This window comes from Neobacillus niacini (genome assembly GCF_048572935.1).
Classification (GTDB): Bacteria; Bacillota; Bacilli; order Bacillales; family Cytobacillaceae; genus Neobacillus; species Neobacillus niacini.
In genome coordinates, this window is record NZ_CP183883.1 from 5,313,490 (window position 1) to 5,338,832 (window position 25,343).

Below are 25,343 nucleotides of genomic sequence, written 5' to 3' on the forward strand. Positions count from 1 at the left end.
GGTGTAGGCATGTTCATTATGTACAGACAGTTATTTGACCAATTAATTTAAAGTGTGACAGATGCCTGCAAAAAAAATTATGGACAAGTGTTTACATAAATGGCCATCCCCACAAGGTATGGCCTTAACATTCAATAAGCATATCCTGTTTAATCCAACAAAAAACCAACAACTTATCGTTGTTGGTTTTTTGTGACAGAAAGACGCAAATTGACTCCTGCCTTTTAGGAATTTAAATGTAAACAAGAAAAATAATTAATGCTAACAGAATTCGATATATCGCAAAGGGAACTAGCTTAATTTTATCGATTAGTTTTAAGAAAAAGCGGATGGAGATTAAAGCAAAAACAAAGGCACTAAAGAATCCAGCAATAAAAAATGGAAGCGCATCGATTGTGATATACTGCCAATTTTTAAGTAAGGAAAGAAAACTGGCACCTGCCATAATAGGTACTGCCATAATAAACGTAAAATCGGCAGCCGCCCGATGACTCAAACCGATTAAAACACCGCCTGAAATAGTTGAGCCGGAACGAGAGAACCCTGGCCATAATGAAAAACATTGAATGAGACCAATCGTAATCGCTTGTTTATATGTTATTTGGTCAACGGTTTCAACCTTAGGTATCTTGGGACCAAAGCGATCTGCAATAATCATGAATACTGCACCAATCACTAAACCAATTAAAACTGTTTCAGTTGAAAATAAATGCTCATCAATATAATCTTCAAAAAGAACGCCAAAGATTCCAGCCGGAATTAATCCAACGATTACTTGAGTTAATTTTAAACGACCACCACTTTGTCCAGACAGCTTATTTTTTATCCGTCCCATTCCTAAGAGGTCAATAAACCTATCTTTGAAGGTCACGACAACAGCTAAAATAGAACCTAGTTGAATTACTACTTTAAAAGTATTCGCTCCATATTTCCCCAAGAATTCTTCTGATCGAAGCCACATATCATCTACGATGATCATATGACCGGTCGATGATACCGGAGCAAATTCAGTTAGACCCTCTACGAAACCTAAAATAATAGCTTTGATAATTAATAATAAGTCCATGGTTAATGTAACTACTCCTAACTATTTCTTTTAATTTAAATTTTAAGGATATGGAATAACCTATTAATTGTACTCAATAACCATTGCCATAAGCAAATACTTTTTTTCATAGTAAGGAAGCGAGGCTCTTCCGCCTCGCTCCCTTATTGTGAAATTATGCGATTCACACGCCCATTGAATGTCTCAAACCAATAACCATCTTTCATATCAGCTATTGCAACACCTGTTGAACTTTGTGAACCCAAGAATTTTCCAGCACCGAGATAAATACCGACATGGCCATCTTTTTTATATGTATCAAAAAATACAAGGTCTCCAGGAATCATTTCTTCTACACTAACAGGTGTTCCAGTATTTTTTAAAACCTCAGTACTTGCTCCTATTTTGATGTCAACCTGGGTAAACGCCCAACTTACAAATGCTGAGCAATCAAATCTTCCATTTGCAATATCATATTCGTTCCGGCCCCCGCCAAATACATAAACTGAATTTCCTACATACTTTAATCCAAGGGTAATTAGGTTTTTTACCTTTTCGTTTGTTAACAATAAAGATTCATTCCAGATTTGAACTGGCTGTATGTCGGTTACATCATACATAGATACAAGTGCAGAATCCTGTTGCATGAAACCAGCCTGTTCGACTAGTGTGATTTGCTCTTTTTTCTTTGCTTCTGCACTTAACCATTCATTTTGTTGCTGCTGCTCTAAAATTTGCGTTTGCATACCTTCTAATTCAACTATCATATGCTGAAGCTCTAATAATTTACTTTCTACTTGGGTTTGCTTCTTTTTCATTTCCTCTTTATCAGCTTCATGTTGAGTTATAATATTTTGGTCTGCCTCAACAAATGAAGCTACCGCACCAACTCGATCGACAAAATCCTTAAAACTTGAGGACCCAAGTAAAACATCAAGATAATTTACCTTTCCACCCGTTTCTTGAAAAGCCAATGCGCGTTTTTTTAATATCTCATTACGCTTGTTTACTTTTTCGTTCAGTCCTGCGACCTCAGCCTCCAATTTCTGTATCTCTAATTGTGAATCACTTATTTTGTTCTCTGTTTCAAGAATGATTTGATTATTATCATTAATCGCTTGCTCTACTCGCTTGATTTGATCATTAATTCTTTTAATTTCAGCTTTTACTTGGTTAAGCTCAATATTACCTTTTAAGATTTCTAATTGAATTTTTGTCCGTTGCTCGTCAATTATTTGCTGGTTATGATTTTCTTCTGCTTCTACTTGAAGTAATACAGTTGGGCTTCCAAACGTGATTATTGTACATAATGCCATAATCTTCTTTTTCAAATTTTATTCCCCTGCTTCCCTCATCGCAAATAGCAATAATTTTTGGTTTTCTATGTACAATTAAGCAGTCTACCAAAACACCAAAAATAATTCTTTATACCCACTTATTTCCTATTTTAATTGCAAGTAGAAGTATAGCATGAAATGTTGTCAATTTTATAATAGTAATATTAAATTTATGTTGCAAGATATTTCCACATACAATGTTCAAAGAATAACAAGAAAAAACAGACCAATGATGGTCTGTAAATGTTTTTTAATGTATTTTTACTTTGCTTTTAGAAGCTCTTTGACGCTATTTTTTCCACGATCGACGATTTCTTTATGAGTATTTCTAGCCATTTTAACATACTCATTAGTGACCTGCTGCCAAGCATTTCGACGTTCGCGGCCATAAGCAATGTTCGCCTCTGTGCTCTTTTCAAAATTATCCTCTAACTGATCAATAATGTGGAAGACAGATTTGATGGGAGTAAGAGCAAGGTTTTCTAATTGATGAGATACCTCTTTAAGTTGCTCTTTAAGTTCTACCCGTTCATTCATCATTTCTGCTTCGATTCGTTCTTCGTCCTTGATAAGTTGTTCCCTGCGTGCATTCATTTGCTCCATGAAACCAGAGACTACTTCTTTATTTGTTTTTTTAGTCTGTTCGAAAAGATTAGCTATTGTTTTTCTATATTGTTTGTTAAACTTGATGACTTCTCTTAGTGCGTTCACATATGCATCTTCACGGTTTTCCCGCAGTTGTCTTGCCCGTTCAAGTGATTGTTCATACTGATTCCAGAGTGTATCTACAAATAAACCTTCTTTTTTAGGTTCTTCTGCTGCAGGAATCATCTTTTCTTCAACTGCTTGGATATTTTCATTCTTTTTCTGTGCCATCGTCCTTCCTCCTCTTTTTACTGTTTACTTTCTCTATCGGATCCCTCTTTTGAAATGAAGGAATATAGAGCTCAAGGAAACTTGAATACATTTTGAAGAATTGGTCTAGCATCGATTGGTACGATTCTAGTTGATTGGCATAGCCTTTTAAGTATGTAATACCAGCTTTAGTAATGGAATATCTTCTTTTAGCAGGTCCACTGCCGTTTGTATCCCACTCAGATGATACTAGCTCTTCCTTTTCCAGCTGTCGTAACAGTCTGTAGAGATTACCCTGGTCAATCGTTTTAAAACCAAATCCTTGTAATTTCTGGCTTAGCTCATATCCGTGAAGAGACATTCTGCTAAGAAGCAATAGAATAAATGGCAGAACAAAATTTTTTGAAGGATTGACAGACTGATTGTCTTGATTTACCATTTCTATATCACCTCACCTATATGTATTTTACACCTATGAGTAATATTTTGTCAACTTCACTAATACATGTTATTATATGGTGTAACATCACGTTTACTAGGTTCGTAACTTGGTAATAAAGTAATTATCAAATGAAGGTGGTGTTCAAATTGAAAAAATCAAAAGTTAGTATGTTGGGGATGCCTTATTTACATTTTGGAAATGGTGAACCTCTAGTTCTAATCCATGGCCTAGGTGAAGTAAAGGAAGGATGGCAGTCACAATTTGAATTGGCTGATCAGTACGAACTAATTATTCCTGATTTACGCGGGCATGGTGAATGTACCAAAGCGGAAGGGATAACTATTCCAAATTTCGCTTCAGATGTTATTACTTTATTAGAGGAGTTAAAAGTTGAAAACGCTCACATTTTAGGTTTATCGATGGGCGGAGCCGTAGCCCAAGAAATTTATCGTCAAGCCCCCCACCTTGTTCGCTCTCTTATGTTGATTAGTACTTTCCACTATTTCCCTAAAAAACTCAGAAAACCGTTATTCAAATTTAAGAAAGTGAGGTTAGGTGTCGCAGCAACAGAGGACGCTGTAAAAGAAACAGCTGCTCATATGAGCCTATATTCTTGGTCAAAGGAAAATATGGATTATTTCAAACGTTATTTCCAGCCGAAGCGCCACATTTTTTTAAAATCGTTAAATGCATGTTTCCAAGTTAATAATATTTCCTTATTACCAAGAATTAAGGTCCCAACTCTTATTATTGGATGTCAATATGACTCCGTTTTACCAGTTTGGATTCAATACTGTATGCACAAGCTGATACCACATTCAGAATTTATCATTATTAGAAACTCTGGGCATTTAGCAAAATTAGAAGCAACAAACCGGTTTAATCTTCTGCTAAGAAAGTTCTTAAACCGGCATAAGGCTGCTGCCTAAATTAAGTAAGTGGGAAGGATGGGGTCCTTCCCGCTTATAACATGGTTTCACTTAAACGGTTGTAACGAATTCCTTTTCTTTTGTCTTTCCTTTTGGGATATCTCTAACCGCAAGCCCCTTTAAGGAAGCTATTTCACTTTTAATTTCTGCAAATTGACCTAATCCATGTTTAATTTCCTGTAAATTGGAAAGAATAGTTTTCTCCTCATCAAGAATATTCATTCTCATCATTTTCTTTTGTGAATCTTTTATTTCCTCAAGTTCCTCCTTTATATCACGTAGGTGGACTTGAATAATTTTTATGTCGACAAGATCTTTACGTAATTCCTGGAAATCATCCTTTATTTGGTTCAGTTCAGTTACTTCTTGGATAGTTTTTTGAAACTCAACCTGCATTTGTTTAACCAGCTTAATCATTTCTTGAAATAATTCCAGGTTTTCTTTATTTAATGCCCCAAGACTGTCCTGTAATTTCAGCATTTTCCCCTCTAAAATATCGAACCTTCCCTCTGCTTGAATCGATAGATTAGCAACATTCGCAACATCCTTTTTGGTTGGTATATTCATAATACCAGCCCACATTTCACTAATTTGTTTAATTCCTCCGTATGGGTCATACATTTTTTCTTTTGACATTCTTCATCATCCTCAAAGTTATGATTTTGTGACTTCTTCCTCTTTTTCCATATATTTATATAAAGGGAACATAAATGATTTTAATTGACCGCTAAGAAGTCCAACAAACCCTTTTTGACTCTCATAGATTAGGCTTCCTGCTTGCTTTAATGTTTTAATATATTGCTTCCGTCCATTCTTCCTGACCGCAATATATTGTTCAATCATTTCAAAATATTGATCCATCATTTTATAACTATCGACCATTTGTAATGGAGAACTTAAAATGGCGGCGGTCTTTTTTTGAATTTGGTCAATTTGCTGATTAATATCTTCATACGATCTTTTTGGAAATACATGCTGAAGAACTGTTGTTGACATTAAGAATTCCTCTCTTGCTATACGCTCCCAATTTGCGAATTCTTTATTGAACTGCTCCCTGGCTGATTTAATATTCGCTTGATTTCGTCTAATACTTTCAGCGAAACACCTTGCTTCTTTCAAAAACACCTCATCACGAAAATCCCCGTGCTTTGCCCATTGATCTAACTCATTAAAAGCATTCTCCCAAAGAATGTCCAAGCTTGAAAACTGTTCTTGTTTCTTTGATTCTGCAGGTTCAGAAAGTTCCACTTCTTTGATATTATTATCAACAGTGGTATTTTCCTCTGCATTTCGTCTTCTTTTAGTCGTTTTTGGTGATTCTTCTTTTCTTTCAGTCATTACACTCATTACTCCTTTTTATCTTTTATAGGTAGGGAAAATACGTGATGTATTCTTAGAAGGATTCTTGATGTTTTCTACGAAGTTTATTATAAGCGGCTTATTTATGAATGAACCTTTTCATTCTCTTCTTGTCGCAGCATTCTTCTTAACAGCTTTCCGACAGATGATTTAGGAAGTTCGGATAGAACCTCAATTTCTTTCGGCACCTTATAAGCAGCAAGAAATTTCCTTGAATAGTCTATTAATTGCTCAGGGGTAATAGTAGCACCAATTTTTAATTTTACGAAAGCCTTCACTGTTTCTCCTCGATAAGAATCAGGTATTCCAACGACTACGGCCTCTTCTACGGCTTCATGTTGATAGATAATTTCCTCAATTTCACGCGGGTAAACATTGTATCCGCTTGCAATAATCATATCTTTTTTCCGATCTAAGATATAGAAATAGCCATCCTCATCCATTTTGGCGATATCCCCTGTAAAGAGCCAGCCGTCTCTTATGACCATTTGCGTTTCACTAGGACGTTTCCAGTAGCCCTTCATAACCTGAGGCCCGCGAAGAATTAATTCACCAGCTTCGCCAACCGGCACATTTACATATCCATCTTCTGTCTCCTTTACAATTCTTGCTTCTGTACCCGGTAAAGGAATGCCCACACTGCCTAGTTTACGTGGAAGAAATGGTGGGGTAGAAATAGCAGACGGTGCTGTTTCCGAAAGCCCGTACCCGTCTGCAAGTCTAATGCCTACTCGTTTTTCAAAAATTTTTACCTGTTCAACAGGCAGTGGAGCTCCACCGCTGCTTAAATAGTAAATATCTTTAATCGAGCTATTTTCCAATAGCGGGTGACTATTTAATGCAAATATCATAGTGGGTACCGCCGTCAGCTGGAATGGCTTTTCCCGATTGATTAGCTCTAGTAATTCATTCACATCAAAACGAGGAAGAATTAATTGATTACACCCAATTCTGATAGCTGAAAGTGCATTGCATGACAGTCCATAGACATGAAACATTGGCAGTACACTGATAATCTTAAAATTTTCTGGTTTCTCATCAACTGCATTATAAGTAAAATCACAGACTTGAATAATATTAGCCAGAAGGTTATGGTGGGTGAGCATGACGCCTTTGGAGATACCTGTGGTACCACCTGTATATTGCAAAATAGCTACATCTTGTTCTATATTAATCGGAATTTCAGGAATCACGTTATCATGTGTTAGAAAATCATCAAAATAAATATCACCATCTGCAAGATTAATTCTTTTTCCCCCAAATCCCACGACGATAATTTTTTTCAATGAAGTTCTCGTTTGAACTTCCTTTACCGTTTGATAAAATGCTTCGAAAACTACCATATAGTCAGCTTCAGAGTCATTTAAGGCATATTCAATTTCCCTTTCTACGTACATTGGATTCACTTGAACCGCAATCCCCCCCAACCGGAAGACTGCAAATAAGCTAAAAATATAATGCGGACAGTTAGGAAGCATGATTCCCAGTCTATCGCCCTTTTGAAACCCGATACGGTACAGTGAAGCAGCTAGAAATTCTGAAATTGCTCTCGTTTCTTTGTAGCTCCAAGATCTTTCATAAAAAGTAAGAGCGGGTTTGTCACCGTGGATTATAGCTGCCTGGTTCAAAAGATCGTATAAAGAATCGTAGTTTACTGAAACATCCTTACTAATTCTTGGATCATAAAATTTTAACCATGGCTTTTGTGAATAAACCATACAATCTCCTCCCATTTCCTATCAAGTTTTCAACCACTTAAATTATTGTTTTAAAAAAGCAATTTGTAAACGCAGTCAAATCGACAATTTTCCACAAATTCACAATTCAAACTATAAAATATAGTATCAAATGCTTGATAGAGGTAAGGCATAGGAAGAGGATTGATGGTTTTTGTCGATATTTTCATTCTTGTTCACAGAATTTTCGAATCTGCAGCTCAACTAACCTTTAAATGCCTGCCGATAGATATTGACCAGTTCTGTTACAAGTGGCTGCTTGGGATTGGCAATCGTATCTTGGTCATCAAAGGCATGTTCAGCAAGGATATTTAATTTTTTATCAAATTCATTCTGACTTATCCCTGTATCTTCAATGCTCATTGGCAATTCTAATTGTTTCATTAGGTTGATAACCGCTTGTATTAAACTCTCTACGCCTGCTTCGGATGTTTCAGCAGACAAACCTAGCATTCTTGCAATCTCAGCATAGCGCTGATCAGCAATAAAGTGTTCATATTTAGGGTATGTCATGAATTTATTCGGTTTTGCTGCATTGTAACGAATAACGTGAGGTAACAAAATGGCATTCGCACGACCATGTGCAATATTAAATTCTGCACCTAGTGCATGGGCCAAGCTATGATTAATTCCTAAAAATGAGTTAGCAAAAGCCATTCCTGCAATCGTAGAGGCGTTGTGCATTTTTTCCCTTGCAAGTTCATCATTACCATCTCGATAAGCCCGAGGTAAATATTCAAATACTAACTGTATTGCTTTCAATGCTAACCCATCTGTAAAATCATTTGCTAATACTGAAACATATGATTCTATTGCATGTGTTAAAACATCCATCCCAGTATCTGCGGTAACATGCTTAGGGACGGTCATGACAAGCTGCGGATCAACAATTGCTAAATCTGGTGTTAATTGAAAGTCAGCCAACGGATACTTTATATTTGACTTTTTATCTGAAATCACTGAAAAGGAAGTTACTTCAGAACCTGTGCCAGAAGTGGTCGGAATAGCAACAAAGATTGCTTTGCTACGAAGCGCAGGAAATTTAACCACACGTTTACTAGGGTCAAAAAATTTTTGCTTTAAGCTGTTAAAATCAGCGTCTGGATGTTCATAGAACAGCCACATTGCTTTGGCAGCATCCATTACCGAGCCGCCCCCAAGTGCAATGAGACAGTCAGGCTGGAATTTTTGCATCCTTTCTGCTCCATTCTTTACACTTTCAATGTCTGGCTCAGGTTCAATATCATATAAAACTTCATATTGGATAGGACTGGGATTTTTGTCTAATTGATAAAGCACTTTTTCAATAGAGCCATTTTTCATTTGACTAGCACTCGTTACGACAAACACTTTGGAGATTCCAGGAATGCCAGCAAGCACCTGAATCGAATTCCTTTCAAAAAATACTTGTGATGGAACTTTAAACCATTGAGTCATGTTTCTCCTTTTTGCCACCTTCTTAATGTTTAGTAAATTTTCTGCTCCTACATTCTGAGACACAGAGTTCCCACCATAGGTTCCGCAACCAATCGTTAAAGACGGCAAAGATGTGTTATAGATATCACCAATTGCACCGTGTGTCGATGGTGTATTAACCATAATTCTTCCAGCTTTCATTCGAAGGGCAAAGGTATCAATCACATTCTGGTCAGCTGTATGAATAGCAGCTGAGTGTCCAAGCCCCCCATATTCAAGTGTTTCTTCAGCAACAAGCAGCCCTTCAGCTAAACTATTCACTTTATAACAGGCGAGTATAGGGCTTAACTTTTCACAGGATAATGGGAATTTTGGACCAACTCCTTTTAACTCAGCCACTAGTATTTTCGTATCTAAAGGAACATTGACACCTGCCATCTTTGCAATCAGATGTGCAGGCAATCCGACAATCATAGGATTTAAAGAAGCACTTTTTTCGTCTATTACTGCTTTTTCAATCAATTGTTTTTCTTCATTATTTAAGAAATAACACTGATTTTCGATCATTTCCCTTTTTACCTCTTCAAATATCTCATGATCGATAATAAGTGCCTGTTCGGAGGCACAAATCATACCGTTATCAAACGTTTTAGAAAGAATGATGTCATTTACGGCACGTTTGATTTTTGCAGTCTTTTCAATATAACAAGGAACATTGCCCGCACCAACACCAAGAGCGGGTTTACCTGAGCTATAAGCTGCTTTTACTAAATTTGGTCCCCCCGTAGCTAAAATAAGTGAAATCTTCGGATGCTTCATTAAGAGTTGAAACGCGTCATGAGATGGAACATCAATCCATTGTATACAATTCTCTGGTGCCCCAGCCTTTACGGCTGCTTCTCTGAGAAGTTGTGCTGTTTCGACACAACACCTTTGAGCATATTTCGGAAAGGCAAAGATAATTGGATTTCTTGTCTTAAGCGATATTAATGATTTAAAAATAACCGTGGATGTTGGATTCGTAATAGGAATAACCCCAGCTATTACTCCCACTGGCTCAGCCATCTCTACCATGCCTTCGTGCTCGTTTTCACGAATGACTCCGACTGTTTTTAGATCTCTTATATTGTTGTAGATATACTCTGTTGCAAACATATTTTTGAAAACTTTATCTTCATAGACCCCTCTTCTTGTTTCTTCCACCGCTAGCTTTGCTAAGTCTTTGTGATGATTGAGTGCTGTATAGGCCATTTGCTTAACGATCTCATCCACCATTTTCTGATTGTAACAACGAAACTCAGCTAAGGCTTTAGCGGAATTGTTAGCCAGAATCTCAATCATTGCCGCTACATTTTGTTTTTCTTGTACAACTAATTCTTTAACTGCCATAGAACTATCCCTCCAAATCTAGCTTTTCAAGCAGGCACTTTTTTAAAATTAACCCTTCTATTCCTTTAATCTTTTCTGGCTAAAATATATCATGTTCAATAATGCAGAATTTGTCGGATTATGATCAAAAACGAATGAATATTCATTCATTTTTTAATATTTCACAGAATGTTCAAAACTAATTTCATTTACAAAATGAAAAAACGCTCCTCACCTTAACGAGTGAGAAGCGTTTATACAAATCAACCTGTATTACGTAAACCTGCTGAGATTCCACTAATGGTTAATAGTACCTCAATTAATAACTCTTCCGATGGTTCGTTTTGACTTCTTAATTCCTTAATTAATTCTACCTGTAAAAAGTTTAATGGATCAACATAAGGATTTCTACGATAGACTGAGTCTTTAATGTTTGGTGTATGATCTAGTAATTCTTTATCCCCTGTGATTTTGAGAAGAATTGCTTTTGTCTTTTCATATTCTTCAAGGATATTCGAGAAAATTCTCTCAGCTATTTTCTGATCTTCCACTAGTGTTAAATATTCTTTCGCAGTTGTGATATCTGCCTTCATCAATGCCATTTGCAGATTATCAATCGTGGATCGGAAAAATGGCCAATTTACATACATTTGTTGTAATTGTTGTAAATTTTGTTCACTTTTTAAAGCATAACTTTCTAAACCTGTTCCTGCGGCATACCAAGCTGGAAGGAGCTGCCTGCTTTGTGTCCAAGCAAAAACCCATGGAATAGCTCTTAAATCCTCGAAGCGACCGCGGTTTTTTCTGCTCATTGGTCTTGAACCGATGTTTAAGTCTCCAAGTTCCCTTAATGGGGTTGCTTCATTAAAATAGGTTAAGAAGTCTGCATCTCCAAAAACGAGTGATTGATATTTTTTTAGTGCTGAGTCAGAAATCTCCTCAATAGCAGTCTCCCAACATTCATCCCTTAAATCCCCAGGCTCTGCCTCTTTTGATACGTGTGCCGTTGCGAGCATTAGAGTAGAAGTTGCTTGTTCTAAGCTTCGATAAGCAATGTCTTCAAGCAAATAGCGGGATGATAGGACTTCACCCTGCTCCGTAATTTTTACTCCATCACCAATTGTTTCGGCAGGTTGTGAAAGCAGGCTTTTATTTAACGGACCGCCTCCTCGCCCAAGCGAACCGCCTCGGCCATGGAAAAACTTTAATCCTATGTGGTACTTGCTTGCCATTTCATGAATTTCAAGCTGAGCCTTATAGAGCTTCCAGTTTGCCGTTAATGTACCGCCGTCTTTACTGCCGTCGGAATATCCAAGCATAATCTCCTGCTGGTCATTCATTACTTTTAAGTGATTACGATATACAGGCATTTGGAACAATGTTTCCATAATCTTAGGGCCTGCTGTTAAATCATCAATCGTTTCTAGCAGTGGGGCTACATTTAATTGGCTTTCAACTGTCCCATCTGCATGAAGTCTATAAATTCCAGCCTCTTTCGCTAGAACCAGCACCTCAAGTAAATCACTCACTGATCTTGTCATACTTACAAGATAAACAGAAATGGAACGTTTTCCAAATTCTTTATGGGCATTCTTAATCATCTGAAACACCTGAATCATTTGCTGTGTTTCCGGTGTATAATCTTCGTTTAATAATAGAAGCGGCCGTGGGTCCATTAGGATATTTTCCAGGATTTTTACCTTTTCATCCTCAGAAAGCTGAGGATAATTATTCGTAATTTGTACTTTTCGTAAAATCTCCGAAATTGCAGCCTCATGCTCACCACTATGATTGCGAATGTCAAGTGTTGCTAGATGGAAACCAAAGAGTTGTACCTGACGGATTAGCTTTTGAATTGTTTTTAACTCATGCGCTGCAGGATGATGGTTATTTAAACTTCTTTTCACTACATATAAATCTTCTAATAATTCTTCAGCAGAATGGTAACCTAAATCTGATTTCCCCACTTGTTTCAATCGTTCGATAATAATAGCAAATTTTCGGCGGTATACCTCCCCTTTAACTGGCCATTTCTTATCTTCTGTCAGAAACTTGTCCTCTTCCATCTCAAGGGATTGGACTAATTCATCACTGACCTCTACCCTGGTAGTAGAATGACTATAACGTTTCATAAGATCAACTAATACATTTTTATATTTCTTTAAGACAAGCTTTCGCTGCTTATGTAACGTCTCCCACGTAACCTCCGGTGTTACGTTTGGGTTGCCGTCCCGGTCTCCGCCAATCCATGAGCCAAATCTGAGGAAATTAGGAACATCCCATTGTTTTGTGGAATAGTTCTTTTCTAAGCATATCTCAACTTCACGATGGATTTCTGGCAGGACTTCAAATAAGGTCTGATCAAAATAATACAGACCGTTCCGGACTTCATCCAGTACAGTTGGCTTATTATGGCGAAGTTCATCTGTCTGCCAGAGAATCGTTACTTCGTTAAATAAACTCTCTTCAAGTTTGCTGCGCTCTCTTTTTGTTATTAAAGGGTAGTCGAGTTTCTTCAAGATTACAGCAATACGTTGTTGTATTTCTAAGATTGATCGCTTTGCTGCCTCTGTTGGATGTGCAGTAATGACCAGCTCAAGAGATAACTTCTTTAATACCTCTTGAATCATATCTTCATTAAGATTATTCTCCTTTAAAGAAAGAATTGCACTTTCGATAGAATCTGGCTGAACAATTGAATCATCCTCAAGTTGATATTGTCGTCTTCTTCTAATACGGTGATTTTGTTCGGCGATATTTATCAAATGAAAATACATTGAGAATGCACGAATAACCTGCTTTCTCATTGGGCTGTTAAGGTTTGCAATTTCTTCCTTTAATTCGGAATAGATTTCGGTATCAAAATGAGTTCTGAGTGTTTTACACATCAGTCGAATTTTTTCCACTTTATCAAAAAGTTCATTCCCACCATGGCTGACTAGGATCTCACCAAGAATTTGACCTAGTAATTTTACATCGCGGCGAAGTGGAAGACTGCTGTCATTCACTTTTAATTCTGTACTCATGCTTTCACCCTCCCTGTACTAGTAAATTTACTAAATTTTTTATTTATTAATATAACATAACTTTTAGTCTCATGTTAAAAAATTTTTTAATTATTTAAAAAAAACAATCCGAATTTCCCATCGGATTGCCAAATTTTATTACCTTTCGTTAAATTCTTCAAGTTTAGAGGCAATGGCAGATGCCACTTCTTCTGATGATTTTGGAATCGCATTTTTAAAAAGTGAATTTGCAAATGAACCTAATGCCCCACTAGCATTTATTTCAAGAAACCCAGTAAGCAATGTTTTTTTCTGATTTACTGCATGTGCTTCAACATAACCTTCACCAATATATTTTTCATTGGAACGCCTTAACTCAAAGCTTATCCTTGTTGGTTCATTCCACTCTTTAATATCAATAATTAAACTTACCTTTTTTTTCATTATACCAAGGTCACTTTTAAATTCCCATGTTATAATATTTTCATTAATTTGCTCATGTTGTATATAACCAGGCACAAGCGGTGCCCAATTATTTGCATCCCTGATGAAATCCCAAATTACATTTATCGGGATAGCTAATTCTATTTGTTGTTTTTCGCTAGGCATTGGTATCCCTCTTTCATATTAAATCTAAAAGACCTTCAAAGCTGAAGGTCTTTTTACAATTTATATGATTAATAGTGTCTTTATAGAAGAATGAAATTGCCAATGTCTAGTGAGCATATTCAACTAGAAATTCATGTATTCGAGCTGCTGCTTCTGACAGTCTCTCTGGGGGCTGTACTAATGCAATTCGAACATAGCCCTCGCCTTGTTTTCCGAACGCGTCACCAGGGATTACGGCTACGCCAGCGTGACTGATTAATTCAAAGGCGAATTGTCTTGATTTCCATCCAGCAGGGATTTTGGCCCAAAGAAACATCGTTGCTGGGGATTTAGCCAACTGCCAGCCGCTTTTTTCTAGTCCAGCCATAAGGGTATCTCTGCGAAACTCGTATTCTTTCACCTGCTCTTGCAGTATGGTGAAATTCGAAGTAAGTGCAGCAACAGCTGCCTTTTGAATAGGATAAAATACCCCATAATCAATTTGTGATTTAAAGGTTCCTAGAATATTTAAAGCTTGTCTATTGCCGACAGCGTAGCCAATCCGGCAGCCTGCTAAATTAAAGGTTTTTGATAGAGAATTAAATTCAATCCCAACCTCCTTAGCACCCGGAACAGACATGAAGCTTATTTGTGGATGGTTATCATAGATTAATTCAGAGTATGCGAAATCATGGACAATAAGAATATTATGACGTTTCGCAAAATTGATTACCTTTTCGAAAAAGCTTCTGTCAGCTAGTGCAGTTACCGGATTACCTGGATAACTAAGGATCATCATTTTGGTCTTTTCCAAGATTTGCTGAGGAATATCCTCAAGAACAGGTAAAAAGTTATTTTCTGCTAATAATGGCATAGAGTACAGGACACCGCCAGCAATAGTGACACTCGCTTCGTAAATAGGATAACCCGGGTCTGGTACTAAGACATAATCCCCTGGGTTAATTATCGCTGTTGCTAAATGAGCAAGTCCGTCCTGTGATCCCATTAATTGAAGTACTTCTTTTTCTGGATCGATATCTGCTCCATACCGCCGCTGATAAAAGAAAGATACAGCCTCATGAAATTCTGGTATACCCTTTAAGGTGTATCCGTAATTAACAGGGTTACTCGCATATTTTACAAGTTCTTCAACAACAAATGCAGGAGGTGGTAAATCAGGGCTCCCTACACTTAAATCGATAACATCAAGACCCCTGTTCAGTGCTTGCTGCTTAAGATCAGCTACCTCTTGAAAAATACTGGCTGTTAATTTTTGAACTTTAGTTGAAGCAACAAGATTCATAGATATAACCTCTCAATCATTTATATAACCCAAATATGTTTATATTATTGATACATTTTAGCAAAATTTTATCTATTAATAAAATTCTTTTAACTCCAATATTCTAAAAATGGTTGATTATCAATTCGACATCTTTTAAGATTTAGGATAATTGACAGTTTTATAATCGGGGGTAACGTGTGGGTGAAAACAATTCAGTATGTAATATTTATATTGGGATTAACCTTCTTTGGGTTAGGTAACGCAATAGCCGTTAAGGTGAAACATGTTGGTTTACATCCTTGGGAGGTCTTAAATGTGGCATTATATCAACATTTTGGGCTTACTATAGGGACTTGGGGTGTAATTTGCGGCTTAGTACTGGTTAGCATCTCTTATTTTACAGCAAGAAAATATATTAAAATTGGGACCTTTCTAAATGCCCTTTTAATTGGACCGATTATGGACTTTTTTCTATGGTTGGATTTTTTACCTGAGCCAACTAATTCTTGGGTCGATTATCTTATATTGTTATGTGCCATTGTCATTTCAGGAATAGGCGGCGGGATGTATGTCGCGGGAGGTCTTGGTGCCGGACCAAGAGATGGTTTTATGCTTTCCATTTCAAATAAAACGAAATTATCGGTAAGTCAAGCACGTATCCTTGTTGAAAGTTTGGTCTTAATCATCGGTTTACTTTTAGGAGGGCCAGTATTTATTGCCACCTTCCTATATACCTTTATCCAAAGTCCAGTATTCCAAAGGTCTTTGAGTCTTTTTAATAGCTTAATTGAAGCATTTAAAAATCGTAATAAACAAATTAGAGAAGACGTGTATTTATAAGTACACGCCTTCTCTAATTTTAACTAGATAACCTCTACTCTATCAGTACTGAAATCCTGATAGTATGTTTGATTAGATAAATTGTTTATATCATGTTCACTTGCCTCTTCAAAATAAGATGACAATTTTCCTTCATAGACTAATTCTAAAGAATTGGATTCTTTTATGTCATCTGGAGTAACTAATGATAGCGGCTTTTGTTTATTGATTTTAACCCCTGACTCCTCAAGAAGAGCGGCAACAAAATGGGAACAAAAAAAAGCATTTTTTCGATCCAACTCCAAATTGAACATGACCGCGAATAGCCCCAAAAGATTATAGCGATAATCCCCTTTATTTTTCTCAATTTCTTCAATTTTCCGATAAATTACCTCGTACTGTTTTTCAGATATCGTACAACAATATATAGCACAATCAGCATTGCGAAATATTCCACCACGGATATTTTCTCTGACAAAACCAGCTAGGAAAGGATTGCGAGGTCTTTTTCTTCCAAAACTATAAACATCCCATAATTGGTCATCTAATGCTATGGAAGCATGATTATGCGGCTTCTTCGTATAGAGTTTAATAATTTTTGTTAAAACCGTCCCAGTATCAGTAAGAAGTACGTAAATCTTCCTCATCCTATATTCCCCCTTCATTTTTCTATAGGAAGGGATTTCTCTCCTTATATCCCTTAATGATTTAATCTTAATTTATTTTAACGTGTAGTTCTTCAGGATTACACAATCTCGGGAATTATTTTAAGCTAAGACTTAAGACGTAGGAAATTCTCTTTATGCTCATATATTATAATTTACTAAGATAAATTCCCTATAGACACACATTTTTCCTGTTTTTTTATAAAATTTTCCCATTTTAACATATTGAGCATAAAATAATACATTCATTGATGATAAGGGGTGTAATAAATGGGATTGTATATTAACAACGGTAAACATCCTACAGTTTATAAGAATAAGGAGAAGCTATCTGAACCAAATCAAAAGTTGGTGAGGAGAGATTTTCTTTCAGAAGTAATAGACGAGCAGCATCAGGCAAATGTTTCACTGATTAATGCCATAAATGAAATGAAACACCGGTTTCTTAACCAAGAGGTGGTACAAGCAAACAATTGGGATAAAATAGAAAATCAGTTAAATGAGATTAGCACTCGTAACCAAAAGCATGGTGAATATGAAGAATTAATTATCCATCTGTTGAAAACACAAGAGGAACTGCAAAAACAACTATCCGAAAAAATCAGTAAACAAGAAGATTTTCAAAAAGGGGTATTAACTCGGTTAGACCAACAAGAAGCATTGACGGAAAAAATCTCTCGGCAATTAAATCATATTCGCTCCATTTTATTTGAACGCACTAACTATCTTGCAGAAAAGATTGACGAAGGTTATAAAATTACATCTTCATATGTTTATAACTTAATGACTGGTTCAGACCAGCCCATAACATTTTATTTAATGAATAATAAAAAAGGGGAAAAACAGAAATAATCTCGGTGCCATAAACAATGGCACCATTTTTTTATAATCTATATTGTCTTTCTGCTTTAATCGCTCCAACTCTTCCATAAAAATGGACAAAGTTTTTCAAAATCTGTTTTCCACATGAGGTTAATATCGATTCAGGGTGAAACTGAACACCTTCGAGTGGAAGTTCTTTGTGACGTATTGCCATGATTTCTCCATTCTCCGTCCATGCGGAGACCTCAAAACAGGCTGGCAGCGTCTCTCTCTTCACGATTAAGGAGTGATACCTCGTAGCCTGAAATGGATATGTCAGTCCTCTAAATATTGTTTTTCCATCATGGTATATATCAGAGGTTTTTCCATGCATTAATTTTGCAGCAGGGACAACATCCCCTTCATAAGCTTGAGCAATTGATTGATGCCCAAGACAAACTCCCAAAATGGGAATCATTCCTGAAAATTCCCTTATAACCTCTAGGCTTATTCCAGCTTCACTAGGATTACCTGGCCCCGGAGAAATCATTAAAAAATCAGGATCCAGCTTCCTAATATCATCTAAGGTGGTTTGGTCGTTCCGCTGTACGACTAAGTCCTCCCCCAGCTCCTTTAAGTATTGAACTAAGTTAAAGGTAAAAGAATCATAATTATCAACCATGAAAATCATTTGCTGCTCACCTATATCCCCTTCAAACTCATTCATTTTCTTCTTAGCTTCCGCTTTTTTCATCATACATGAATATCAAAAACAAAAGAAGCCCTTTCTAGTATGAAAAGGGCTTCCAATATAAATGAAGTCTGTTAGGTAACATATGCTATGAAATTTTCTTTAACTCCTCAGATAACTTGAGGAAAGCTTCTTTATTTCTTTCTTGTAGCGAGAGGTCGATTTCCTTACGGAGCACTTCTCTTCTAAATTCAATCAAGGCGTGGTTTAAAAACATCTCAGCAATTACAGAATCGTTGTTCTCATCAGTTTGTTGTGGTGAATTTAATAATCTCTTTTCCATGGAAATCAACTCCTTGAGCTTTTTTTAATTATACTGTTAATTATCTAAAAATTCAAACATTTTATTTGTTATTATCCAAAGAAATTTTTTCCTGCTTGGTAAACAGCATTTAATTTAAGAAAAATTTAATAGTTTATTTAGATTGCTTTTATATCTCCCGATTACACTGAGCTTGTAACAAACTAATGATTGGAGGAAATGTATATGAATAAGAAACTTTTAGCTGTTATCGGGATTAGTGGAACACTTATGTTAGGCAGTGTTTATTCGATTTCAGCGAATACATCTGGTTACGACCTTTACAAGGACGCCCTAAAGAAAACTCATACAGCTGAGAGCGCAACGTTGAATTTTAACCTAAATATCGAGGACAACAACAAATCCTTACTATCATCCCAGTCCATTTTCAAATCAGACTCAGTGAATCAAGTAAACTCTATCTCAACTCGATTTGCCAATGAAACGGATGTTAGCAGCATGAACATATACAAACAAGATGGAAATTGGTATTTGATGAAGGACGGACTTGATACGGTTTACAAAATGGATACCTCCAAGAATCCACATCACAGTAATATAGCTGAATTAAAGGATGATGTAGAGAATCTCATCGATGTTATGACAAAAAATCTTCAACAGCAAATTACAGTCGCTGAAAAGAAAAACGGCAATCACGTGATTGATCTTGATTTAACTGGAAAAGAAATTCCTCTTTCTGCAAATGCTTTGAGTACGTTAATGATTAAACATGCTGTCATGCTTCAAGACAACAGCGATTCTAAAGGCTCAGACTTTCATATTAAGGCGAAGCTCCCTGAATTAGATCACGATATTACAGTTAAGCAAGTTAAACTTACTGCGGAAGTGAACAAGGACAATTACATTAAACAGCAGACTGTCAAAGTAATCGTAACAGGAAAAGATAAACAGGATACCAGCCATGAATTAGAACTTACAATTAATTTGGATGCATCTGACTACAATCAGACTATGGTAACCCCTGTTGAAATATCTGCCGATAAGATAGTCGAATTCAATCACGGTAAATAGGATTCTCAATTTAGCAATTGATAGAGGGTGACAATTTTGGAAAAAGCAGTGGTTATTACAGGAATGACAAAGCAATACTCAAATGGCAGAGGAATACAAAATATCAATTTAAAGATAGATCAAGGAGAAATAATCGGAATCTTTGGACCAAATGGAGCCGGTAAAACAACCTTATTAAAATGCCTGACCGGTCTATCTTCTCCAGATAGAGGAAAAGTCGAGATATTTGGCGTCGACCTTTCAAATAATTACAAAGGAGCGATAGGTCCTGTTGGTGCCTTAATTGGACCCGCTGCTGCTTATGAAAAAATGTCACCCTATAAAAATCTAAAAATGATTTCTCGCTTGTACTCAGGCATAACCGATTCAGACATTGAAATGGTATTGCAACAGACTGGTTTAACTCCTTATAAAGACGAGAAAATTTCCTCCTTTTCTATGGGCATGAAGCAGCGTTTTGGGATTGCCTCAGCACTTATTTCTAAGCCTCGCTTGATTGTTTTGGATGAACCAACGAATGGCTTAGATATTGATGGATTGCTATTGTTAAGAAAAACAATACAGCAAATATCAAGCCAATCCGGTGTAACCTTTGTTATTTCAAGTCATCATATATCAGAGCTAGAAAAATTATGTAATAATTTTTGTTTTCTCATCAATGGAGTAGTTTCATTATTTGAAGCAAGTAACGAGCCATTAGAGGATGTTTATGTCAGGAAAATTGAGGTGGCAGGGAAATGAACACGATCAAAGCAAATACTTTGAATGAAATGCAAAAGCTGCTGACAAAAAAGGGTACGAAGCTTTTTCTTCTCGCTGCGGTGCTTATTCCTGTACTGACTAAAATTCTTGTTAACAATCTATTTTTGACAGATTGGATGGCATTACCGGCTGAAAATATTAATATGACCTTGTTGGATTTATTTGTAACCATTTTAATACCTTTATTTATCTTTATCGCGGCGACAGATTTATTTACGAGGGAAGGTGAACGTGGAACTTTACTTCAAGTGAGACCAATTAGTCGAATGGAGCTTTTCGGATCAAAGGTAATCGCTATTAGTATTTTAAGCTTATTTATTCTTTTATTGGAATGGACAGCTGTGGTGGTTAGCAGCACTGTTTTTGATAAGGCTTTTGAGATAACTGCCATTCCTTCCAGCCTAGGTGCCTTTGTTGTGTCCTGGTTTCCCATTATCGTTCTAACAGCATTTGCTGTTATGTTGGCACTATTTGTCCATTCCAGTGTTCTTGCTGTTTCAGGAATGATTGTCCTATACTTAATCATGCTATTTATTCCATATGTGCTGCCTGGTTCATTATATTTTCTGCCAACAGCCTATTTGGATTGGTATATGCAGTGGTTTGGCAATGTGTCAATTCGGTGGATGATACAAACTGTCACGTATTTGTGCTCTTCTTTCGCATTGTTTTTTACAGTTGGCTATTATATGTTTAATAGAAAAGAAGCCTAACTAGAGGGTGTTTTTCAATGTCTATTAAACTTCGACTAATACTTTCAAATATTGCGATGATAACAGTTCCCATTATTTTGTTTTTAATAACTTCCTTTCTTTTGATGATTGTTTTTCTCGGTGATATCCGTGAGATGGCTACCTTCTTACCCGAGAGCCACAATTACCATAAAACCAAGCAAGAGGATACAATATTTTTCCTCGAGCTAAAAGAAAAATCCGCTGTAAATCCCGCTGAATTGATGAGTAAGGAGTATTTGGAATCACTAAATAACGAGCTTAGTGAGATTGAATCAGGATTAATTATTCGTAAAAACGATGAGATTTATTATCTTACACGTGAGCTTGAAAATATTCGTACAAATGAACTGCCGGAATTTGGAACAGAAAAAAGCTTCCGCAGCCTTGAAGAAATCGGTGAGCAGACTTTTGCTATAAAGCAGCATGATTTCTTCTTACAAGATGGCAGTAAAGTCTCCTTATTTTTAATGAGGGACGCAAGCCCATGGAATCAGTTTGTCCGAACCTTCTTCCCTATCCTCTTCGGTTTATGTTTATTGATTTTAATTGCCACTAATGGGTTATTAACCTATTTTGTATCAAAGAGTATTATCAAACCCATTAATCAATTGAAGAAGGCTGCTCACTTTATAAAAAACGGTAACCTCGAGCATTCCATTTCAGCAGCGAGAAATGATGAGATTGGCCAATTAACACAAGCATTTGAAGAAATGAGAATTCAATTAAAGGAATCACACGAGATTCAAAAACAATATGAGGATAACCGAAAGGAATTAATTGCCCATATCTCTCATGATTTAAAAACACCAATAACCTCGATTAAAGGTTATGTTGAAGGCATCCGTGATGGCGTAGCAGACACACCTGAAAAGAAAGCTCGATATATCCAAACCATCTATACAAAGGCTGTGGATATGGATCATTTAATTGATGAATTATTCTTATTTTCCAAGCTGGATTTAGGCAAAGTCCCCTTCGAATTCGAACGAATTGATATCAAAGATTATTTAACCGATTACTTCGAGGAATTGAGCTTCGATCTTAGAAAACAGCATGTGGAACTACATTTTCAGTTTGCCCCTCTGGGTCATTATCATGTTGTAGCAGACCGTGAAAAGTTTAAACGAGTTCTAGCAAATATTATTAATAATAGCTTGAAGTACATGGATAAAGATAAAAAGGAATTAATCATATCCATAGATTCTACTGACGAAGACGTTGAGATTTCCATTGCTGATAATGGACCAGGTATCCCAAAAGAATCAATCCCCTTTATCTTTAATCAGTTTTATCGTGCCGAGCAATCTAGAAATAAATTAACCGGTGGCAGCGGTTTGGGACTTTCTATAGCAAAAATGATTATCGAGGAACATAACGGAATGATAAGATTGGAAAGCACTTTAACTGTGGGAACAAAAACAACTATTATTTTGCCGCACTATTCCTGTTCCGAGGAGGCAACATCATGAAAAAAATATTAATCATAGAAGATGAAAAAAGCATTGCGGAATTAGAACAGGATTATTTAGAGATCAACGGCTTTCAGACAGAAATGGTTCATACAGGAGATATCGGTCTTCAAAAGGCTCTAACACAGGATTTTGATTTAATTTTGCTCGACGTCATGCTGCCAAATATTGATGGTTTTGAAATTTGCAAGAAAATACGAAGTATCAAGGATATCCCAATCATTTTGGTGACAGCAAAAAAAGAAGAAATCGATAAGATTAGAGGTCTTGGGCTAGGTGCTGATGATTATTTAGTTAAGCCGTTCAGTCCGAATGAAATGGTAGCTAGAGTGAAGGCACATTTATCCCGATATGAGAGATTATCAATGAAACAAACTACAGAATCCCAAGAAATTTACATCCGTGGTTTATTCATAGACCGCTCCTCACGACGTGTTTTTGTTAATAACAAAGAAATTACCTTAACCACAAAGGAATTCGATGTACTAACCTTTCTTGCATTAAACCCAGATCAGGTCTTCAGTAAAGACCATTTATTTGAAAGAATCTGGGGCTATGACAGCAATGGGGACATTTCAACCGTCACCGTCCACATCCGTAAAATAAGAGAAAAAATCGAACTTGACCCCTCTAACCCTGAATACATAGAAACCGTATGGGGATCAGGCTATCGTTTTCATTAACCTTTTATTCACCCTGGTGACAGGCACCACAAAAAGACAGTGTCCACCCCAGGTGGACACTGTCTTTTTGTCGTTTAGTGTATTTGACTTTGGAATAGTGTGTTACGATTGTTGAATTTAGTGACCAATTTTAGTAGGAATAGGTTGCCTATAAGTAATACAGCTCCTATCAGAAATAATGTTAATGGGCTTAGGAAGAACATTCCACTCGCTTGGCTTATGATGATTCCCACGATTGGGAGCACAAGTATTCCGCCAAATTGCTGGGCTTCTTGGAACGTTTTAACCTTTGCTGAGATTAAGACATTTAAGATAATATTGAATAGTACTAATATCGGAATTACCCAAAACATTAAAATCATCCAGGTAGAGTTAAAATATAAGATTACTTTAAATTGTGGATACGTAATTACATTGACAATAATAGAACTAATGAAAAAAGCAGCAAACGAAATTGCTAATGCTGGAATTAAGGAGGCTAACACTTTACCAAGAAACAAGTCTTTAATTGAAATAGGTGCAAACAATAATGTTTCTAATGTATTTCTCTCCTTCTCTCCTACAAAACTATTTGATGAAGTAACCATTGAGTTAATAATCGCTACCATCAAGAAAAAGGGAATCATCATAAAAGATAAGAAAAAATATACAAATTTATATCCAAGGGTCGGCAATGCAATAAGAGTATTTCTCATATCCTCATCAGGAAAATTCTCAATAAATGAATTAAGTGGTTTTTCTATGTCTTTTGAAGAGGTCCCAACTAAATCAAAATGAATTCCGAAGTAGGCGATACCAGATGGAACTACAATACATAGGATTAATGCAATGATTATCATGGGAACCCAGACCTTTTTGGATGAAAAAGCAGCTTTCATATCTTTCCGTGCAATGGTTAAAATCGTCTGTTTATTCAACCCCTCTTCCCCCCCTAATAGTAAAATAAATCGCCTCGAGGCTTCTGTTGGTTATCTCACAAGTATGAATCCATGTTTCATTAAGAATGTTGGATATTAAAGGAGTAATCTCTTCTTTTGTGGACAACAAAAACTCCAATTGGTTTGCCCCTCTTCTTTTATATGGGTGCCCCTTGTAGGCTTGGCTATTAAGAGGCTTAAGACCCGTTTCTACTAATAAGTTGATTTCCTTTAAGTATTTATCCTCCAATTCCGCCAACGTTCCGTTTTCTACGATTCTTCCATCTACTAAAAACAAGTACGAATCACAGATGGTTTCAAGCTGATGTAGAACATGAGAACAAATTAAGATTGTAACCCCTTCTTCTTGGTTCACTTTACGGAGATAATGAATTACCTCATTAATTCCTTCAGGGTCTAACCCATTCGTTGGTTCATCTAAAAATAGTAAGTCTGGATTATGCAATAACGCTTTTGCTAGTGCAATTCTTTTTTTCATGCCTGTAGAAAAGCTGCCAACCATTTGATCCTTAAAGCCCAGCATATCGAATTGCTCAAGTAAATGTGTAATTCGCTCCGTATTTGAATATCCATAGATTTTAGAAAAGAAGATAAGATTATCCCAGGCCGACATATCATGATAAAGACTTGCACTTTCTGTAACAATTCCAACCCTTTTTCTGATTTCATCACCCTGTAATTTTGGATCGAACCCCATTACGTTCATCATTCCAGTAGGCGCTTCAATTACTCCGTTTAACAAACGAATAATCGTTGTTTTCCCTGCCCCGTTTGGACCCAACAATCCATTGATACTTCCTTTCTTTATTGTAAAAGAGACATCTTTTAATATTTCACGTTGATTAAACTTTTTGCTGACTTTTTTGACCTCAATAATATTTGTCAAATTTGTCCCCCCCATAACCTTCATCCTTCTTTATAACGATTAACGATGGGTAATCGTTCATAATAATTAAATATTTATTTGATAATCTCTCTTTATTACATAATGACTATATGTTCGAAAGGTTTTTGTATTTATGT

The 25,343-nt window shown here is 36.3% G+C and carries 24 protein-coding genes; 8 read left to right on the plus strand and 16 right to left on the minus strand.

The window, feature by feature from the left end; translation table 11 throughout:
- Positions 1 to 232 precede the first annotated feature (232 nt).
- The 4 genes from ACN6MT_RS26040 to phaQ form a co-directional block, all read right to left on the minus strand.
- Positions 233 to 1,066 (minus strand): undecaprenyl-diphosphate phosphatase, encoded by an 834-nt coding sequence (locus tag ACN6MT_RS26040; protein ID WP_063251493.1) that lies wholly within the window; start codon positions 1,064 to 1,066, stop codon positions 233 to 235.
- A 143-nt stretch (positions 1,067 to 1,209) separates the two neighbouring features.
- Complete coding sequence (locus ACN6MT_RS26045) at positions 1,210 to 2,376, minus strand: PcsB-like coiled-coil domain-containing protein (RefSeq protein ID WP_419888645.1); 1,167 nt, start codon at positions 2,374 to 2,376, stop codon at positions 1,210 to 1,212.
- A gap of 267 nt (positions 2,377 to 2,643) precedes the next feature.
- Positions 2,644 to 3,258: a hypothetical protein gene (locus ACN6MT_RS26050; RefSeq protein WP_419888646.1), complete on the minus strand. Its 615-nt coding sequence runs from the start codon at positions 3,256 to 3,258 to the stop codon at positions 2,644 to 2,646.
- Complete coding sequence (gene phaQ, locus ACN6MT_RS26055; protein ID WP_179598122.1) at positions 3,239 to 3,676, minus strand: poly-beta-hydroxybutyrate-responsive repressor; 438 nt, start codon at positions 3,674 to 3,676, stop codon at positions 3,239 to 3,241. Before phaQ ends, ACN6MT_RS26050 begins: the two co-directional genes overlap by 20 nt.
- 149 nt (positions 3,677 to 3,825) lie before the next feature.
- On the opposite strand from phaQ, the gene ACN6MT_RS26060 reads away from it, so the two are divergent.
- Positions 3,826 to 4,608, plus strand: coding sequence for an alpha/beta fold hydrolase (locus ACN6MT_RS26060; protein ID WP_419888647.1), 783 nt, complete (start codon positions 3,826 to 3,828; stop codon positions 4,606 to 4,608).
- A 51-nt stretch (positions 4,609 to 4,659) separates the two neighbouring features.
- Here the strand turns inward: ACN6MT_RS26060 and ACN6MT_RS26065 are convergent, their stop codons facing one another.
- From ACN6MT_RS26065 to ACN6MT_RS26095, 7 genes are all read right to left on the minus strand, one after another.
- Positions 4,660 to 5,244 carry a hypothetical protein gene (locus tag ACN6MT_RS26065; protein ID WP_419888648.1) on the minus strand — a complete coding sequence of 195 codons (585 nt, stop codon included), beginning with the start codon at positions 5,242 to 5,244 and terminating at the stop codon, positions 4,660 to 4,662.
- Between the two features lie 18 nt (positions 5,245 to 5,262).
- The gene (locus ACN6MT_RS26070) at positions 5,263 to 5,946 is read right to left on the minus strand and encodes a hypothetical protein (RefSeq protein ID WP_419888649.1); all 684 of its coding nucleotides are present in this window, start codon (positions 5,944 to 5,946) and stop codon (positions 5,263 to 5,265) included.
- Positions 5,947 to 6,050: 104 nt separating this feature from the next.
- The gene (locus ACN6MT_RS26075; RefSeq protein ID WP_419888650.1) at positions 6,051 to 7,685 is read right to left on the minus strand and encodes a long-chain-fatty-acid--CoA ligase; all 1,635 of its coding nucleotides are present in this window, start codon (positions 7,683 to 7,685) and stop codon (positions 6,051 to 6,053) included.
- 222 nt (positions 7,686 to 7,907) lie between these two features.
- The gene (gene adhE / locus ACN6MT_RS26080) at positions 7,908 to 10,508 is read right to left on the minus strand and encodes a bifunctional acetaldehyde-CoA/alcohol dehydrogenase (protein ID WP_419888651.1); all 2,601 of its coding nucleotides are present in this window, start codon (positions 10,506 to 10,508) and stop codon (positions 7,908 to 7,910) included.
- 242 nt (positions 10,509 to 10,750) lie between these two features.
- Positions 10,751 to 13,513 (minus strand): phosphoenolpyruvate carboxylase, encoded by a 2,763-nt coding sequence (gene ppc, locus ACN6MT_RS26085; RefSeq protein ID WP_419888652.1) that lies wholly within the window; start codon positions 13,511 to 13,513, stop codon positions 10,751 to 10,753.
- Positions 13,514 to 13,651: 138 nt separating this feature from the next.
- Positions 13,652 to 14,101: a CoxG family protein gene (locus tag ACN6MT_RS26090; protein ID WP_419888653.1), complete on the minus strand. Its 450-nt coding sequence runs from the start codon at positions 14,099 to 14,101 to the stop codon at positions 13,652 to 13,654.
- 106 nt (positions 14,102 to 14,207) lie between these two features.
- Complete coding sequence (locus tag ACN6MT_RS26095) at positions 14,208 to 15,383, minus strand: LL-diaminopimelate aminotransferase (protein WP_419888654.1); 1,176 nt, start codon at positions 15,381 to 15,383, stop codon at positions 14,208 to 14,210.
- Positions 15,384 to 15,560: 177 nt separating this feature from the next.
- Between ACN6MT_RS26095 and ACN6MT_RS26100 the strand changes: the two genes are divergently transcribed.
- Entirely contained in the window at positions 15,561 to 16,205 is a 645-nt protein-coding gene (locus ACN6MT_RS26100; RefSeq protein ID WP_419888655.1) for a YczE/YyaS/YitT family protein, read from the plus strand.
- A gap of 23 nt (positions 16,206 to 16,228) precedes the next feature.
- Here ACN6MT_RS26100 and ACN6MT_RS26105 read toward each other — a convergent pair whose 3' ends face one another.
- Positions 16,229 to 16,831 (minus strand): hypothetical protein, encoded by a 603-nt coding sequence (locus ACN6MT_RS26105; RefSeq protein WP_419888656.1) that lies wholly within the window; start codon positions 16,829 to 16,831, stop codon positions 16,229 to 16,231.
- A gap of 288 nt (positions 16,832 to 17,119) precedes the next feature.
- Between ACN6MT_RS26105 and ACN6MT_RS26110 the strand changes: the two genes are divergently transcribed.
- Positions 17,120 to 17,701, plus strand: coding sequence for a hypothetical protein (locus ACN6MT_RS26110; protein WP_063251480.1), 582 nt, complete (start codon positions 17,120 to 17,122; stop codon positions 17,699 to 17,701).
- A gap of 31 nt (positions 17,702 to 17,732) precedes the next feature.
- Here the strand turns inward: ACN6MT_RS26110 and pabA are convergent, their stop codons facing one another.
- Both pabA and ACN6MT_RS26120 read right to left on the minus strand, forming a co-directional pair.
- The gene (pabA, locus tag ACN6MT_RS26115; protein ID WP_063251479.1) at positions 17,733 to 18,341 is read right to left on the minus strand and encodes an aminodeoxychorismate/anthranilate synthase component II; all 609 of its coding nucleotides are present in this window, start codon (positions 18,339 to 18,341) and stop codon (positions 17,733 to 17,735) included.
- 148 nt (positions 18,342 to 18,489) lie between these two features.
- Positions 18,490 to 18,684, minus strand: coding sequence for an IDEAL domain-containing protein (locus tag ACN6MT_RS26120; protein WP_063251478.1), 195 nt, complete (start codon positions 18,682 to 18,684; stop codon positions 18,490 to 18,492).
- A 204-nt stretch (positions 18,685 to 18,888) separates the two neighbouring features.
- Between ACN6MT_RS26120 and ACN6MT_RS26125 the strand changes: the two genes are divergently transcribed.
- The 5 genes from ACN6MT_RS26125 to ACN6MT_RS26145 are packed head-to-tail and all read left to right on the plus strand — an operon-like array spanning position 18,889 to position 23,382.
- Entirely contained in the window at positions 18,889 to 19,734 is an 846-nt protein-coding gene (locus ACN6MT_RS26125) for a hypothetical protein (protein WP_419888657.1), read from the plus strand.
- Positions 19,735 to 19,770: 36 nt separating this feature from the next.
- On the plus strand, positions 19,771 to 20,475 hold the full coding sequence (locus ACN6MT_RS26130) for an ABC transporter ATP-binding protein (RefSeq protein ID WP_419888658.1): 705 nt from the start codon (positions 19,771 to 19,773) through the stop codon (positions 20,473 to 20,475).
- Positions 20,472 to 21,209, plus strand: a complete 738-nt coding sequence (locus ACN6MT_RS26135) for an ABC transporter permease subunit (RefSeq protein WP_419888659.1) — start codon at positions 20,472 to 20,474, stop codon at positions 21,207 to 21,209. Before ACN6MT_RS26130 ends, ACN6MT_RS26135 begins: the two co-directional genes overlap by 4 nt.
- 17 nt (positions 21,210 to 21,226) lie before the next feature.
- Positions 21,227 to 22,699: a sensor histidine kinase gene (locus tag ACN6MT_RS26140; protein WP_419888660.1), complete on the plus strand. Its 1,473-nt coding sequence runs from the start codon at positions 21,227 to 21,229 to the stop codon at positions 22,697 to 22,699.
- Positions 22,696 to 23,382, plus strand: a complete 687-nt coding sequence (locus ACN6MT_RS26145) for a response regulator transcription factor (protein ID WP_419888661.1) — start codon at positions 22,696 to 22,698, stop codon at positions 23,380 to 23,382. Before ACN6MT_RS26140 ends, ACN6MT_RS26145 begins: the two co-directional genes overlap by 4 nt.
- 74 nt (positions 23,383 to 23,456) lie before the next feature.
- On the opposite strand, the gene ACN6MT_RS26150 is transcribed toward ACN6MT_RS26145, so the two are convergent.
- Positions 23,457 to 24,299, minus strand: a complete 843-nt coding sequence (locus ACN6MT_RS26150) for an ABC transporter permease subunit (RefSeq protein WP_419888662.1) — start codon at positions 24,297 to 24,299, stop codon at positions 23,457 to 23,459.
- Positions 24,292 to 25,206 (minus strand): ABC transporter ATP-binding protein, encoded by a 915-nt coding sequence (locus tag ACN6MT_RS26155; RefSeq protein WP_419888663.1) that lies wholly within the window; start codon positions 25,204 to 25,206, stop codon positions 24,292 to 24,294. The genes ACN6MT_RS26150 and ACN6MT_RS26155 overlap by 8 nt, the downstream gene beginning before the upstream one ends.
- Between the last annotated feature and the right edge of the window lie 137 nt (positions 25,207 to 25,343).

What these genes read in the sequence shown, in the direction of transcription:
- ACN6MT_RS26040 (WP_063251493.1), bottom strand. Translation starts at nt 1,066, where the DNA reads ATGGACTTATTATTAATTATCAAAGCTATTATTTTAGGTTTCGTAGAG.
- ACN6MT_RS26050 (WP_419888646.1), bottom strand. Translation starts at nt 3,258, where the DNA reads ATGGCACAGAAAAAGAATGAAAATATCCAAGCAGTTGAAGAAAAGATG.
- phaQ (WP_179598122.1), bottom strand. Translation starts at nt 3,676, where the DNA reads ATGGTAAATCAAGACAATCAGTCTGTCAATCCTTCAAAAAATTTTGTT.
- ACN6MT_RS26065 (WP_419888648.1), bottom strand. Translation starts at nt 5,244, where the DNA reads ATGTCAAAAGAAAAAATGTATGACCCATACGGAGGAATTAAACAAATT.
- ACN6MT_RS26070 (WP_419888649.1), bottom strand. Translation starts at nt 5,946, where the DNA reads ATGACTGAAAGAAAAGAAGAATCACCAAAAACGACTAAAAGAAGACGA.
- ACN6MT_RS26075 (WP_419888650.1), bottom strand. Translation starts at nt 7,685, where the DNA reads ATGGTTTATTCACAAAAGCCATGGTTAAAATTTTATGATCCAAGAATT.
- adhE (WP_419888651.1), bottom strand. Translation starts at nt 10,508, where the DNA reads ATGGCAGTTAAAGAATTAGTTGTACAAGAAAAACAAAATGTAGCGGCA.
- ppc (WP_419888652.1), bottom strand. Translation starts at nt 13,513, where the DNA reads ATGAGTACAGAATTAAAAGTGAATGACAGCAGTCTTCCACTTCGCCGC.
- ACN6MT_RS26090 (WP_419888653.1), bottom strand. Translation starts at nt 14,101, where the DNA reads ATGCCTAGCGAAAAACAACAAATAGAATTAGCTATCCCGATAAATGTA.
- ACN6MT_RS26095 (WP_419888654.1), bottom strand. Translation starts at nt 15,383, where the DNA reads ATGAATCTTGTTGCTTCAACTAAAGTTCAAAAATTAACAGCCAGTATT.
- ACN6MT_RS26105 (WP_419888656.1), bottom strand. Translation starts at nt 16,831, where the DNA reads ATGAGGAAGATTTACGTACTTCTTACTGATACTGGGACGGTTTTAACA.
- ACN6MT_RS26110 (WP_063251480.1), top strand. Translation starts at nt 17,120, where the DNA reads ATGGGATTGTATATTAACAACGGTAAACATCCTACAGTTTATAAGAAT.
- pabA (WP_063251479.1), bottom strand. Translation starts at nt 18,341, where the DNA reads ATGATTTTCATGGTTGATAATTATGATTCTTTTACCTTTAACTTAGTT.
- ACN6MT_RS26120 (WP_063251478.1), bottom strand. Translation starts at nt 18,684, where the DNA reads ATGGAAAAGAGATTATTAAATTCACCACAACAAACTGATGAGAACAAC.
- ACN6MT_RS26125 (WP_419888657.1), top strand. Translation starts at nt 18,889, where the DNA reads ATGAATAAGAAACTTTTAGCTGTTATCGGGATTAGTGGAACACTTATG.
- ACN6MT_RS26135 (WP_419888659.1), top strand. Translation starts at nt 20,472, where the DNA reads ATGAACACGATCAAAGCAAATACTTTGAATGAAATGCAAAAGCTGCTG.
- ACN6MT_RS26140 (WP_419888660.1), top strand. Translation starts at nt 21,227, where the DNA reads ATGTCTATTAAACTTCGACTAATACTTTCAAATATTGCGATGATAACA.
- ACN6MT_RS26145 (WP_419888661.1), top strand. Translation starts at nt 22,696, where the DNA reads ATGAAAAAAATATTAATCATAGAAGATGAAAAAAGCATTGCGGAATTA.